The sequence below is a fragment of the Rhizobium glycinendophyticum genome, assembly GCF_006443685.1.
Lineage (GTDB): Bacteria > Pseudomonadota > Alphaproteobacteria > Rhizobiales > Rhizobiaceae > Allorhizobium > Allorhizobium glycinendophyticum.
Map to the genome: position 1 here is coordinate 1,509,039 of NZ_VFYP01000001.1, position 12,303 is coordinate 1,521,341.

Annotated in this window: 12 protein-coding genes; 9 read left to right on the plus strand and 3 right to left on the minus strand. The window is 59.7% G+C overall.

What is annotated here, in order from left to right:
- Positions 1-30: 30 nt before the first annotated feature.
- Positions 31-1,047 (minus strand): porphobilinogen synthase, encoded by a 1,017-nt coding sequence (hemB, locus tag FJQ55_RS07325; protein WP_140826981.1) that lies wholly within the window; start codon positions 1,045-1,047, stop codon positions 31-33.
- 147 nt (positions 1,048-1,194) lie between these two features.
- Between hemB and FJQ55_RS07330 the strand changes: the two genes are divergently transcribed.
- On the plus strand, positions 1,195-1,632 hold the full coding sequence (locus FJQ55_RS07330) for a DUF6163 family protein (RefSeq protein WP_140829155.1): 438 nt from the start codon (positions 1,195-1,197) through the stop codon (positions 1,630-1,632).
- Positions 1,633-1,764: 132 nt separating this feature from the next.
- Positions 1,765-2,274: a transcriptional regulator LdtR gene (gene ldtR, locus FJQ55_RS07335; protein ID WP_140826982.1), complete on the plus strand. Its 510-nt coding sequence runs from the start codon at positions 1,765-1,767 to the stop codon at positions 2,272-2,274.
- Positions 2,275-3,153: 879 nt separating this feature from the next.
- On the opposite strand, the gene FJQ55_RS07340 is transcribed toward ldtR, so the two are convergent.
- Positions 3,154-4,227, minus strand: a complete 1,074-nt coding sequence (locus FJQ55_RS07340) for a DUF4062 domain-containing protein (protein ID WP_140826983.1) — start codon at positions 4,225-4,227, stop codon at positions 3,154-3,156.
- Positions 4,228-4,717: 490 nt separating this feature from the next.
- Between FJQ55_RS07340 and FJQ55_RS07345 the strand changes: the two genes are divergently transcribed.
- From FJQ55_RS07345 to ribD, 4 genes are all read left to right on the plus strand, one after another.
- Complete coding sequence (locus tag FJQ55_RS07345) at positions 4,718-6,046, plus strand: L,D-transpeptidase family protein (protein ID WP_140826984.1); 1,329 nt, start codon at positions 4,718-4,720, stop codon at positions 6,044-6,046.
- A gap of 184 nt (positions 6,047-6,230) precedes the next feature.
- Positions 6,231-7,520 carry a serine hydroxymethyltransferase gene (glyA, locus tag FJQ55_RS07350; protein WP_140826985.1) on the plus strand — a complete coding sequence of 430 codons (1,290 nt, stop codon included), beginning with the start codon at positions 6,231-6,233 and terminating at the stop codon, positions 7,518-7,520.
- A 12-nt stretch (positions 7,521-7,532) separates the two neighbouring features.
- Complete coding sequence (gene nrdR / locus FJQ55_RS07355; RefSeq protein ID WP_062274768.1) at positions 7,533-8,009, plus strand: transcriptional regulator NrdR; 477 nt, start codon at positions 7,533-7,535, stop codon at positions 8,007-8,009.
- A gap of 3 nt (positions 8,010-8,012) precedes the next feature.
- Complete coding sequence (gene ribD, locus FJQ55_RS07360; RefSeq protein ID WP_140826986.1) at positions 8,013-9,101, plus strand: bifunctional diaminohydroxyphosphoribosylaminopyrimidine deaminase/5-amino-6-(5-phosphoribosylamino)uracil reductase RibD; 1,089 nt, start codon at positions 8,013-8,015, stop codon at positions 9,099-9,101.
- A gap of 225 nt (positions 9,102-9,326) precedes the next feature.
- On the opposite strand, the gene FJQ55_RS07370 is transcribed toward ribD, so the two are convergent.
- A complete protein-coding gene (locus FJQ55_RS07370) occupies positions 9,327-9,686 on the minus strand; it encodes a hypothetical protein (protein WP_140826988.1) in 360 nt (119 codons plus the stop codon).
- A 327-nt stretch (positions 9,687-10,013) separates the two neighbouring features.
- On the opposite strand from FJQ55_RS07370, the gene ribH reads away from it, so the two are divergent.
- From ribH to FJQ55_RS07385, 3 genes are read left to right on the plus strand one after another with little or no spacing between them, the layout of a single operon-like run.
- Positions 10,014-10,472 (plus strand): 6,7-dimethyl-8-ribityllumazine synthase, encoded by a 459-nt coding sequence (ribH, locus tag FJQ55_RS07375; protein ID WP_140826989.1) that lies wholly within the window; start codon positions 10,014-10,016, stop codon positions 10,470-10,472.
- A gap of 3 nt (positions 10,473-10,475) precedes the next feature.
- Positions 10,476-10,955, plus strand: a complete 480-nt coding sequence (gene nusB / locus FJQ55_RS07380) for a transcription antitermination factor NusB (RefSeq protein ID WP_062274760.1) — start codon at positions 10,476-10,478, stop codon at positions 10,953-10,955.
- A 10-nt stretch (positions 10,956-10,965) separates the two neighbouring features.
- The gene (locus tag FJQ55_RS07385) at positions 10,966-12,192 is read left to right on the plus strand and encodes an MFS transporter (protein ID WP_140826990.1); all 1,227 of its coding nucleotides are present in this window, start codon (positions 10,966-10,968) and stop codon (positions 12,190-12,192) included.
- Positions 12,193-12,303: the final 111 nt, after the last annotated feature.

Genomic DNA, 12,303 nt, shown 5'->3' on the forward strand with positions numbered 1-12,303 from the left:
GCCCGGCCGGAATACAATAATCCGTGATGATCACCCTTTGCGGGCGAGGTGACGGGCCACCTCCACGGCGAAATAGGTCAGGATTCCGTCGCATCCGGCGCGCTTGAACGACAGCAGCGTTTCGAGCATAGCCCGTTCGCCGTCGATCCAGCCATTGGCGGCGGCCGCCTTGATCTGGCTGTATTCGCCCGAGACCTGATAGGCGAAGACCGGCAGGCCGAATGCCTCCTTCATGCGCCAGCAAATGTCGAGATAGGGAAGACCCGGCTTGACCATCAGCATGTCGGCACCTTCCTCGACATCGAGCGCCGCATCGCGGATCGCTTCGGTGCCATTGGCCGGATCGATGTAATAGGTCTTCTTGTCGCCCTTCAACAGGCCGCTGGTGGAGATCGCCTCGCGATAGGGACCATAGTAGCAGGAGGCGAACTTGGTGGCGTAAGACATGATGCCGACGGCCTGATGCCCTGCGGCATCGAGTCCACGGCGGATCGCGCCGATGCGGCCGTCCATCATGTCCGAAGGTGCAATGATGTCGGACCCGGCATCGGCTTGGGCGACGGCTGCGCGCACCAGCTGATCGACGGTCTCGTCATTGACGATCTCGCCTTCGCGCAAAATCCCATCATGGCCATGGCTTGTGAAAGGATCGAGCGCCACATCGGTAATGATGCCGACATTGGGCACCGCCTTCTTGATGGCTGCCGTCGTCTGGTTGATCAGGTTGTCGGCGACCAGGATGTGCGAGCCGGTTTCGTCGCGCAGGCCCATATCGACATTTGGGAACGTGGCGATCGCCGGAATGCCGAGATCGGCGGCCTCCTTTGCCGCCTCCACCGCCTTGTCGATACTCATCCGGAAGACGCCGGGCATGGCGGCGATCGGGTCCATGATGTCGGAGCCGGGCACGACGAAGATCGGCCAGATCAGGTCGTCGACGGTCAGCCGGTTTTCCTGCACCATGCGTCGCTGCCAGTCTGCCTTGCGCAGGCGCCGCATGCGCCGATGGCCGGTTACGTCATCCACGGAATGGGTCCTGTCCGTCATCGTCTGATCCTTCGTCTTTTGCCGTCTTTGGTTGCTGCTGATAACATGACGCCTGCCGCTTGCAAAACGACCGTGTGTCGCAAGCGGCAGGGGAGGCTGCACTGCCGCTGCTGGCAGTCGCCAGGGGGAGGCCCTATCGTGGATGTCATGGAAGCTGATTCGCCGACCACCTCTCTCCGCAGCCTGACGGAGTTCATCTATATCCTGTTCCTGCGGCTCGTGGCGCTCGCCTGCCTGTGGTTCGGCCTGCAATACTGGGGCATGCTCGTCGGCTACAGCCATGGCGGCCTGGGACGCTTTGATCTTCTCTCCCTGCCGTGGCGCGTTGCAGCGGCTGGGCTTGCCGTCGTCTTCCCGGTGGCCGCCCTCGGCCTCTGGCTCGCCGGCTCCTGGGGGCCGGTCATGTGGCTGATCGCAGCCGGCGGTCAGGTCCTGATGTTTTCCGTCTGGCCCGACATCTTCGGAAGCAATATGCTGGCCATCGTCATGCATGTTTCCGTTGCGGTGCTGTATCTGGCGTTCCGCCTGGCGTTGTGGCTCGAAAGCCGCCACAAGCGGCAGACGATAACGGTTGATTTACCGTGATCGCACGACCGGCTTTGGTAAGCCTCTGTTAAGCCTGCGTTTTAAATAGAATTTTATGCGCATTGGATACTGTCCTCATCAAGGCGGGAGAAAAAACCAACACCGCCAAACAAAACAGTGAGGCAGATCGATATGAACACGAAGCTCAAGCCGCAGGCCGCCCCCCTTGATCCGCAGGAAGAAGCGATCCGCTCGCTTTACCTGGAATCCCTGCACCTGGTGGAACGTCTCCACCGCCGCCTTCTCGATGTCATCAAGGACGAATTCGACCGCAAGGGTCGCTCGGACGTCAACGCCATTCAGGCGCTGCTCCTGTTCAACATCGGCAATGCCGAACTGACCGCCGGCGAACTGCGCTCGCGTGGCTACTACCTCGGCTCGAACGTCTCCTACAACGTCAAGAAGCTCGTGGACCTCGGCTTCATCAACCATCAGCGCTCGCGTGTCGACCGTCGCTCGGTCCGCATCAGCCTGACGGATGCCGGCCAGGAAATCGCCGAAACCGTCGCAAAGCTCTACGAGCGCCACATCGGCTCGATCCAGAAGGTCGGCGGCATCGGCACGGACGAGTTCACCCAGATGAACAAGCTCCTGCAGCGCCTCGACCGCTTCTGGAACGACCAGATCCTCTACCGTCTCTAATCCACGAGAGGCTTCGACACCCACGCATTTCCTCCAGTCATGCGGTGGCACGAGAAGGCGCTAGGTCGCGGTTCATTCCGCACCGTAGCGCCTTGTCTCGTTTGGGCTTCGTGCCACCCTCAGCGGCCCGTGACGCGAAGGGATAACCCCGCGCCCCTGTGACCTGCCTGAGACTGCAACAGCGCCACGGGCACAACGGCAGGAGGATGCGGAAGGGCCGCTGTGCGGCGGGGCAGTAACACTTGCAGAGAAAACTAAGTATTCCTATATTCTGGTTGTTGATTTCAAGGCTCGATGCCGTTCATCCCAACCATCCTTGTTCTCATCACTTACTGGGCCCCTTTGGCCCCCATTAACAGGCTCTGCAAAGAAGTACTCATGGCCCTTGCGGTCGATTACCTTAAGGAGGCTCTAATGGAAGTTAGCATGCAGACGGTAATTTCAATCGCGGCACTGCGGGGCCTGTTAAAGGTGGATTGAAGAGGCCGAGTAAGTGGGAAAGAATTTTGAGGGACGATAAGGTGTCAGAGATGCCGTGAGGCCGTGAAACTCGGCCACCCCGCACCAGATTGAAAGGCTCCGGTTACGCCGGAGCCTTTTCGTTATTTTGAGACCTCCCTGACCTCGTAGCCGGAATGGATGATTTCAACAGTCTGCCATTCATCCGACTTTGCGTGGTCAGTTTCCGGTTGCCGGCGTCGATCCAAGCATCGGTTTGCGTCTCGTGCGTCTGGCCGATCGGCTTGCCGCTGTGATTGTCGTATATAGCGTACAGCAGGCATCTTGTCCCTCAACTCATTGCCAATCGGGAGCCCAAGCACCTTCCTGCCGCTTGCGCCGACGACAAACAGCGTTTTTCGACTGAAATTTTGTGGAAGTTCACACTTCGGTTGCCTGTTGTTCGGCAAGGTGCTGCGCGTACATCACTAAGTCTTTCCCATAGCTTGTTAACGTATAGATTTTTGCGGTAGTATTCTGCCGAGTTTGGAAACGGGTTACTTCAAGCAAGTTGTGGGCGGCGAGTTCTGCAGCGATGGCCTCCACAGCGTAATAACCATCAGCGATGAACTCGTAACTCCTCAGTAGTCGCTCGCCGACCTCCCAATTCTCGGAGCCTTTCGACAAGACAACATTCAATTCAAGAAGGGTTTGTAGCAAGTTGGGGACCGTTTGATCGGGGGGCTCCACAATGTCAACGATCTCCGTCAAGAGACGTTGTTTGAGCGCATCAATGCGGATGCGTACGTCAGCAGGTATTTTCAGCGTGTTAGCCGACAGCACCTGTTCAAGCTTAGCTTGCAAGGTACGCTTTTCTTCTGAAAGCGCCGCCAGTTCATCCATGACCTTGAAGCTTGGTACGATATCGGCACGAACCCACCCCGTGCGTGGTTTTTGGCGCATAAGCTCGTTCAATGCCATCGCCACTCGAGCAGCAAGGTCGTCGGGATTTTTCCAAAATTTTACAAGCTTCTGTTGGCAAAGGGCCCTGAAGTTCTCAACCTTGTCCTTCTTCTCGTACTCAACTCTGTCGGAAGGCCATGACTTACGTGCCAAAGGGTCAAGAAGAAAGCCGGCGACTGGAACACCTTGAGCTACAGCATATTCATATTCCATCTGTGTATAGCTCGTCCCGTCCTGTTCGGAGCCATAGCGTTCACCGACGATCACTACGTAATAGTCACTCTCGTCAATCCGCCGCTTGATGTAGTCCCACTGAGTATCATCGCTAGCTTGGAACGCCTCCATCCCGACCGGAATGTGACCTATGTTCAATATTGCCTCGATAGTGGCGCGCCGCTCATCTTGCAAATCAATGAACGTTGAACTTACAAAGATTTGATATTTCACGTCCACCGGGAAAATCCTTAAGATATAGATTTGCATACAATAGTATATTTTCTGATTGGGGGTAGCTTTTGGTTGCTGCAATCCACAACCAGAACCGATGCGCATGAAAGTCGCTTGCTTCAGGGTAAGTCCGCCTCGTTGCTGGATAAACTGCTTCGCGCCAACATTCTTATCAATGCACCTCAATTCCGTAGCGGATGGGTAAGCGATTTTCGTGCCAACAAGATTTCAATGTCCAGCAATTCTGGCTGTAGGCCGCTTCTGGAACGACCAGATCCTCTACCGTCTCTGAGCCTTGCCGCTCAACGACCTCCAGACAGCGATCCACCGCGCCAAACCGGACGCTTCCTTGCGAAGCGGCCGGTTTAGTCGTTGTTCGGTCACAACCCTTTCGCACTCGCACACGCTCTCGTGACACAACCTCTTGGTGACACGAATTGGCCATATTGATATGGGACCGCCGGGCGAGCGGAGTGTGCGGCAGTGTCGCCTCCCAAACACCCAACAACGAGCTGGCACGCCCTTTTTGGCGGCGCTTTGTTAACCATGAAGCGGTATGCGTCTGGTTCTGGTTCAGGATGAAACGGTAGGGAATATGTCGAAGAAAACGGGAATCGTTGATCTTTCACGGCGGTCGTTGCTGCGCGGTGCTGCTGCAATGAGTGTCGCGGCTATCGCCGGTCAGGCCGCTGCACAGACGGCGGTGGATGAATTGATCAATGCTCCGCGCCGCGGCAACTGGGACGATCAGTTCGATGCGCAGGCTTCGCGCACGACCGCGGCGGTTGTTTCCAACACCGCGATGCTCAGCCCCACCAGCCTGATGAACATTCAGCAGGCCATCGGCCAGTATCAGATGATCGTGTCGAATGGCGGCTGGCCGCAGGTCAATCCGTCGGTCAAGCTGCAGCTTGGTGTGATGGACCCGTCGGTCCAGGCCCTGCGCCAGCGCCTGATGGTCGCCGGCGACCTACCGCAGGAAGCCGGTATGTCGAACTCCTTCGACAGCTATGTCGACGGCGCCGTCAAGCGTTTCCAGGCCCGTCACGGTCTGCCGGAAGACGGCGTGATCGGCGAATTCACGCTGAAGGCGCTTAACATTCCGGCCGACATGCGGCTCAACCAGCTGAACGTGAACTTCCAGCGCCTGCAGGACACGCTCGCAAAGCCGCTTGAGAACCGCTACATCGTTGTCAATATTCCGGCGGCCTATGTGGAGGCTGTCGAGAGTGACCAGGTCGCTTTGCGCAACACCGCGATCGTTGGCCGCATCAGCCGCCCGTCGCCGCTGGTCAGCTCCAAGGTGTCGGACATCATCCTCAATCCCTACTGGACCGCGCCGCGCTCGATTGTCGAAAAGGACATCGTGCCGCTCATGCAGAAGGATCCGACCTATCTGACGCGCAACGCCATCCGCCTGATCGACGGCAATGGCAATGAGGTAGCTCCAGAGAGCGTCGACTGGTTCGCGCCCAAGGCCCCGAACCTCACGTTCCGCCAGGATCCGGGCAAGATCAACGCGATGTCGTCGACGAAGATCAACTTCCCGAGCCCCGACGGCGTCTACATGCACGACACACCGACGCAAGGCCTGTTCAACAAGCTGATGCGCTTCGAATCCTCGGGCTGCGTGCGTATCCAGAACGTCCGCGACGTCGTCGTCTGGGTTCTCAAGAACACCCCCGGTTGGAACCGCCAGCAGATCGAGCGTGTCATCGCCAGCCGCGTCAACACCCCCATCAAGGTCGCTGACGAGATCGGCGTGCACTGGGTCTACCTCACCGCCTGGTCGCCCAAGCAGGGCGTTGTGCAGTTCCGCGACGATATCTACCAGTTGGATGGCGATGCTCAGTTGGCGCTGCAGACCAATATCGGTCAGGAGCAGGCAAGCGGCTCCATCGACGACGACATCCTGCCGCAATAAGCAGGACCCTTTGCTAGCAGAGATTGCACAGCCGCGTCCCCCGGGCGCGGCTTTGCCTATTTGTCGCAGGTCCCGACCCCATGGCCGCGCCAATTGATCCGCAAATGTCGTTCTCCGTATTGCTCTCGTGACTGCGGAAGTTTAAGACCCCACAGCATCAAACGCTTTTGAGGAGCCAGCGATCATGTCGAACAACGATGCCTTCTTTTCTCGTTCTCTCGCCGATACCGACCCGGACATTTTCGGTGCGATCGAGAAGGAACTCGGTCGTCAACGTCATGAGATCGAGCTGATCGCCTCTGAAAACATCGTCTCCCGCGCCGTGCTCGAAGCCCAGGGCTCGATCATGACGAACAAGTATGCGGAAGGCTATCCGGGCAAGCGCTACTATGGCGGCTGCCAGTTCGTCGACATCGCGGAAGAACTCGCCATCGAACGCGCCAAAAAGCTCTTCGGCGTCAACTTCGCCAACGTTCAGCCGAACTCCGGTTCGCAGATGAACCAGGCGGTCTTCCTGGCGCTCCTGCAGCCGGGCGACACCTTCATGGGCCTCGACCTGAACTCGGGCGGTCACCTGACCCATGGTTCGCCGGTCAACATGTCCGGCAAGTGGTTCAACGTCGTCTCGTACGGTGTTCGCGAAGACGATCACCAGCTCGACATGGACGACGTTGCCGAAAAGGCCCGCACCCACAAGCCGAAGCTGATCATTGCCGGCGGCACCGCTTACTCCCGCATCTGGGACTGGAAGCGTTTCCGCGAGATCGCCGACGAAGTCGGCGCTTACCTGATGGTGGACATGGCCCATATCGCCGGCCTCGTCGCCGGTGGCCAGCATCCGTCGCCGTTCCCGCACTGCCATGTCGCGACCTCCACGACCCACAAGTCGCTGCGCGGCCCGCGTGGCGGCATGATCCTCACCAACGACGAGGATCTGGCGAAGAAGTTCAATTCGGCCGTCTTCCCGGGTCTCCAGGGTGGTCCGCTGATGCATGTCATCGCCGCCAAGGCCGTCGCCTTCGGCGAAGCGCTGAAGCCCGAGTTTAAGGACTATGCCGCCCAGGTCGTCAAGAACGCCAAGACCCTGGCCGAAACGCTGATCAGCCACAATCTCGATATCGTCTCCGGCGGTACCGACAACCACCTGATGCTGGTCGACCTGCGCAAGAAGAATGCGACGGGCAAGCGTGCGGAAGCCGGCCTCGGCCGCGCCTACATCACCTGCAACAAGAACGGCATCCCCTTCGACCCGGAAAAGCCCTTCGTCACCTCGGGTATCCGTCTCGGCACGCCGGCTGGAACCACCCGCGGCTTCAAGGAAGCGGAGTTCAAGGAAATCGGCAACCTGATCGTCGAAGTGCTGGATGGTCTGAAGGTCGCCAATTCCGACGAAGGCAATGCTTCGGTTGAAGCCGCCGTTCGTGACAAGGTTGTGGCCCTGACGGACCGCTTCCCCATGTACCCCTACATGTAAGGTCGACGGCTGATGCGCTGCCCTTTTTGTGGCTCGGACGAGACTCAGGTCAAGGATTCGCGACCGGCGGAGGACAACACCTCCATTCGCCGGCGGCGGATCTGCCCCGATTGCGGCGGTCGCTTCACCACCTTCGAACGGGTCCAACTGCGCGAGCTGATGGTCCTGAAGAAGACGGGCCGCAAGGCCCCCTTCGCCCGAGACAAGCTGGTGCGCTCGTTCCAGATAGCGCTGCGCAAGCGGCCGGTCGACAACGAGCGCATCGAGCGAGCCGTGTCCGGCATCGTCCGGCGCCTCGAAAGCTCGGGCGAGACCGAAATCTCCTCCGAGGAAATCGGCCTGCAGGTTCTGGAAGCGCTGAAGACGCTCGACGACGTCGCTTTCGTGCGCTACGCCTCTGTCTACCGCGACTTCTCGCATGCAGAAGACTTCGAAAACGTGATTGCAGAGATCAACGCCAAGATCTCGCGCGACAGCGTCGCGGACTAGGTCGTGTCGATCACGGCGATCGACGAAGCCTTCATGCGCGAAGCGATTGCGCTGTCTCTCACGCATGTCGGGCGCACCGGCTCCAATCCCTCCGTCGGTTGCCTGATCGTGAAGGACGGCCGCATTGTCGGTCGCGGTGTTACGGCGCCGGGAGGACGACCTCATGCGGAGCCGCAGGCGTTGGCCGAAGCCGGCGACGAAGCGCGCGGCGCGACCGCCTATGTCACCCTCGAACCCTGTTCCCACCACGGCAAAACGCCACCCTGTGCAAACGCCATCGTTGCGGCCGGCATTGCGCGGGTGGTGGTCGCCGTGGCCGATCCGGATCCCCGCGTCTCGGGGCAGGGTCTGAAGATCCTCGCCGATGCCGACATCGAAGTGACGATCGGCATTCTCCAGAAGGAAGCGCGTCGCGCCATGGGAGGTTACCTCACGCGCCAGACGAAGGGACGTCCGCAAGTGACCCTGAAACTTGCGGTATCCTCCGATGGCATGCTGGGCAAACTGGGTGCGGGACAGATTGCCATCACGGGCTTTGAATCCAAAGAGGAGGTGCACAGGCTGCGTGCCGCAAGCGATGCCATTCTCGTTGGTATCGGTACCGCTTTGGCCGACGATCCGGAGCTGACGGTTCGGTTGCCCGGCATGGAGGGAGCCTCTCCGATCAGGATCGTGCTCGACCGCCGCGCCGAACTTCCAGCCTCATCGAAGCTGGCCAAATCAGCCAGAGACGTGCCGGTGCTGCTGGCGGTCGCACCTTCGGCCATCGGTAACCGCAAGGCGCTGGAAGGGCTGGGGGTAGAGATCGTGGAGACCACGGGACTCGAAGACCTTCTGCATATCCTCGCGGAACGGGGGATATCCTCACTGATGGTGGAAGGTGGAGCGCGTGTTGCGGGCGATCTGCTGGCGCAAGGCCTGGTCGACCGCATCCATCTTTACACGGGAGACGCCGTCGTCGGGGAGGGGGGCATCGCATCCCCCATCACCCGAGAATTTCGCCCGGCGGGCTTCGTGCTTCTGGAAGAGAAAACCTTTGGCCGGGATAGCCGGCAGATTCTGGAGCGACTGCCGGTGTCTGCCTGGCTTTAGCGCCAGAATAGCATGATCAGAATGATGATCGGGATCGGCACGCCGACCAGCCACATAAGAATACCACGACCCATGGGAGCCTCCTTTATCCGGTGAGTGAAAGAGCGCCTGGGCCTCTTTCGTAGATCGGAAACACGAATGGTCGTGAAATTGTTCCGCCCTCGCTTCAGCGGCCAGGCCCCACGCTGGGCTCGCACGGGGTCTGTGCCAAACTGGGGGTTCGGATTAGCGGAGATAGAAGGTAACACTTCCGTCTGCCGCAGTTTCGGCCCCGACGATATTGTCGAGCTCGACATTCTGAGCCTGCAGCTTCCGCGACAGCGCCGGATTGGCAATGACTGAGGCCTGGACGAGGCGTGCCTCATGGGATTGCGGCGTGACATTGGCGAACGGAGGTTCGCTATGGTCGTCCCGGAGCGACTCGATCAGGACCACGTTATACGCGCTGGGAGAAAGCCTTGTGATCGTGGTCTCGAGTTGCTGCTCGGGCTCTGTGCCCGGGTGCGGCATGGCAGCGTAGCTGTCTGCACCAAAGGCGATCGTCGAGAGAGCGGAGGCACTGAAGAGTGTTGCAAAGCGGTTCATGGTCTTGATCCTTTCGAGCATGAGCGATGGCGGGGGATTCCGTCGCGCGCTTGCAGAGAAAGAAATTGGTGTTGAAGGAAACCCGTTTCCAGATCTTAACTCATTGAATTCCATTAAACTTTCTTCATCATGCACGCCCGATTTCTGCCTGCATTAGAGAGGCTGGAATAACAGCTGCGGCGCTGGCTGGCCTTCTGTCGGTATAGCCGTGCGTGTCAGGCGCAGCTGTCGTGACGGAAAAATGCTTGCCTTCCTCCGGACGGCATGGTTTGACCGCGTTTCTGGCGTCCACAGCGCCGCAATCACATTCAGGATCAGGATCTGACCATGGTAAACAAGACGGCTTCGCCGCATTTGCTGATCGTTGAGGCGCGCTTCTATGACGACATGTCGGACGCTCTGCTGGACGGTGCCAAATATGCTTTGGAAGAGGCCGGTGCGACCTACGACGTCATCACCGTGCCGGGCGCGCTGGAAATCCCGCCGGCCATCGCCATGGCGCTTGATGCGGCCGATGATGATGGCACCCAGTATGACGGTTTCGTCGCCCTTGGAATGGTCATTCGCGGCGAGACCTATCACTTCGATATCGTCGCCAATGAATCTTCGCGTGCGCTGATGGATCTGGCGGTTTCGGAATCGCTGGCGATCGGCAACGGCATCATGACCGTCGAGAATGACGATCAGGCCTGGGCACGTGTCCGTCGTTCCGACAAGGACAAGGGCGGCTTTGCCGCGCGCGCGGCGCTCTCGATGATCGCCTTGAAGAAGAAGCTGGGTGGCTGAGTGATGTCGGACGAAGACAAGCATCCGGTGAAACCGGCAAACCAGCGCGGTGCAGCGCGCCTTGCAGCTGTGCAGGCACTCTACCAGATGGACATTGCCGGATCGGGTGTTCTCGAAGTGGTGGCCGAATACGAAATCCACAGACTCGGCCAGGAAGTCGACGGGGAGACCTATCTGAAGGCGGATGCCTCCTGGTTCCGGTCTATCGTCGCCGGCGTTGTGCGCGATCAGACCAAGATCGATCCCCTGATCCGTCAGTCCCTGCAGGACGACTGGTCGCTGTCGCGTATGGATAGCACGGTCCGCGCCATCCTGCGCGCCGGCGCCTTCGAACTGATCGAGCGCAAGGATGTGCCCATCGCGGTCATCGTGACGGAATATGTCGAGATCGCGCAGGCCTTTTTTCCGGACGACGAGCCGAGACTGGTCAACGCCGTTCTCGACCGCATTGCGAAGCAGGTTCGCGCTCCGGCGCAGAAATAAGGTGGGTGACATGAGCGGAGCGGCGCTGGCAGGGCTCGATGGGCAATTGTCGACAGCCAGGCGAAATGTCGGTCTGCTCGCCGTCGCCCAGGCGATCCTTGGCTCTGCCCCGCCACTAGCCTTTTCAGTCGGAGGTCTCGCAGGCTTCCAGATGCTTGGCGCTGACAAGTCGCTGGCAACAGCGCCGCTGACCGGCTTCAACATCGGCGTGGCCGTCGGCGCCATTGCCGTGGCGACCGCTTCACGCTTTCTCGGTCGTCGCGAAAGCTTCATGGTCGGCGCTCTTGCGGGCGCGCTGGGCAGCGCGCTTGCCGCCTTCGCGTTGGTCCGCTCGGATTTCTGGCTCTTTGCCTTTTCTCTGGTCTTGATGGGACTTTCGGGCGGCTTCACCCAAAAGATCCGCTTTGCGGCCGCCGATGCCTCGCCGAGCTTCTACAAGGGCAAGGCGATTTCCTGGATCCTGGCGGCTGGCATCGTCTCGGCAATTGTCGGGCCGCAGATCGCTATCTGGCTCAAGGATGCGCTTCAACCCGTCACCTTCGCCGGCGCCTTTCTCGGCCTCGTGCCGCTCTTGCTCTGCGCGATTGCCGTATTGTTCTTCCTCAAGCTGCCACCGCTTGTCAGCAAGGCAGGCACGCTCAGCGAACCGACCCGTCCGCTGCGCGAGATCGTCATGACGCAGCGGTTCATGACAGGCATGGTCTGCGGCATCGGGACCTATGCGCTGATGACCTTCATGATGACGGGCGCACCGCTCGCCATGGTCGTTGGCTGCGGCTTCTCGTCCGATCTCGCCACCCTCGGCATCCAGTGGCACGTCATTGCCATGTTCGCCCCGAGCTTCTTCACCGGTGTGTTGATCAGCCGTTTCGGACCGGAAAAGATCGTGGCCATGGGCCTCCTGATCCTGATGGCTTGCGCCGTCGTCGCCCATTGGGGCATCGCGCTGTGGAACTTCTGGGGCGCTTTGGTGCTGCTCGGGATTGGCTGGAATTTCGGCTTCATCGGTGCAACCGCGATCGTTGCCTCCAGTTACCGTCCGTCGGAGGCGGACAAGGTGCAGGGTTTCCACGACATCATCCTCTTCTCGACAGTGGCGCTCTCCTCCTTCTCCTCTGGCAAGGTCTTCACCGCCTATGGCTGGTCGGTCATGAATCTTCTGATCTGGCCCGTGACTCTGCTCTGCCTCGTGCTCATTCTGCTACAGCTGCGCGCAGTCTCCCGCCGCGCTGCCTAAGTTCCCTTCGCGACGCAAAATTTGCGCTCTTGACGCAACGATAACCGCGACGCAATCTCGCCTCGCGTCGACGGGTCTCGGAGGAGGGGGCCCGAGTCTGCGTGACACCGC

What these genes read in the sequence shown, in the direction of transcription:
- glyA (WP_140826985.1), top strand. Translation starts at nt 6,231, where the DNA reads ATGTCGAACAACGATGCCTTCTTTTCTCGTTCTCTCGCCGATACCGAC.
- FJQ55_RS07370 (WP_140826988.1), bottom strand. Translation starts at nt 9,686, where the DNA reads ATGAACCGCTTTGCAACACTCTTCAGTGCCTCCGCTCTCTCGACGATC.
- FJQ55_RS07330 (WP_140829155.1), top strand. Translation starts at nt 1,195, where the DNA reads ATGGAAGCTGATTCGCCGACCACCTCTCTCCGCAGCCTGACGGAGTTC.
- nrdR (WP_062274768.1), top strand. Translation starts at nt 7,533, where the DNA reads ATGCGCTGCCCTTTTTGTGGCTCGGACGAGACTCAGGTCAAGGATTCG.
- FJQ55_RS07385 (WP_140826990.1), top strand. Translation starts at nt 10,966, where the DNA reads ATGAGCGGAGCGGCGCTGGCAGGGCTCGATGGGCAATTGTCGACAGCC.
- ribH (WP_140826989.1), top strand. Translation starts at nt 10,014, where the DNA reads ATGGTAAACAAGACGGCTTCGCCGCATTTGCTGATCGTTGAGGCGCGC.
- ldtR (WP_140826982.1), top strand. Translation starts at nt 1,765, where the DNA reads ATGAACACGAAGCTCAAGCCGCAGGCCGCCCCCCTTGATCCGCAGGAA.
- FJQ55_RS07340 (WP_140826983.1), bottom strand. Translation starts at nt 4,227, where the DNA reads ATGCGCATCGGTTCTGGTTGTGGATTGCAGCAACCAAAAGCTACCCCC.
- nusB (WP_062274760.1), top strand. Translation starts at nt 10,476, where the DNA reads ATGTCGGACGAAGACAAGCATCCGGTGAAACCGGCAAACCAGCGCGGT.
- FJQ55_RS07345 (WP_140826984.1), top strand. Translation starts at nt 4,718, where the DNA reads ATGTCGAAGAAAACGGGAATCGTTGATCTTTCACGGCGGTCGTTGCTG.
- hemB (WP_140826981.1), bottom strand. Translation starts at nt 1,047, where the DNA reads ATGACGGACAGGACCCATTCCGTGGATGACGTAACCGGCCATCGGCGC.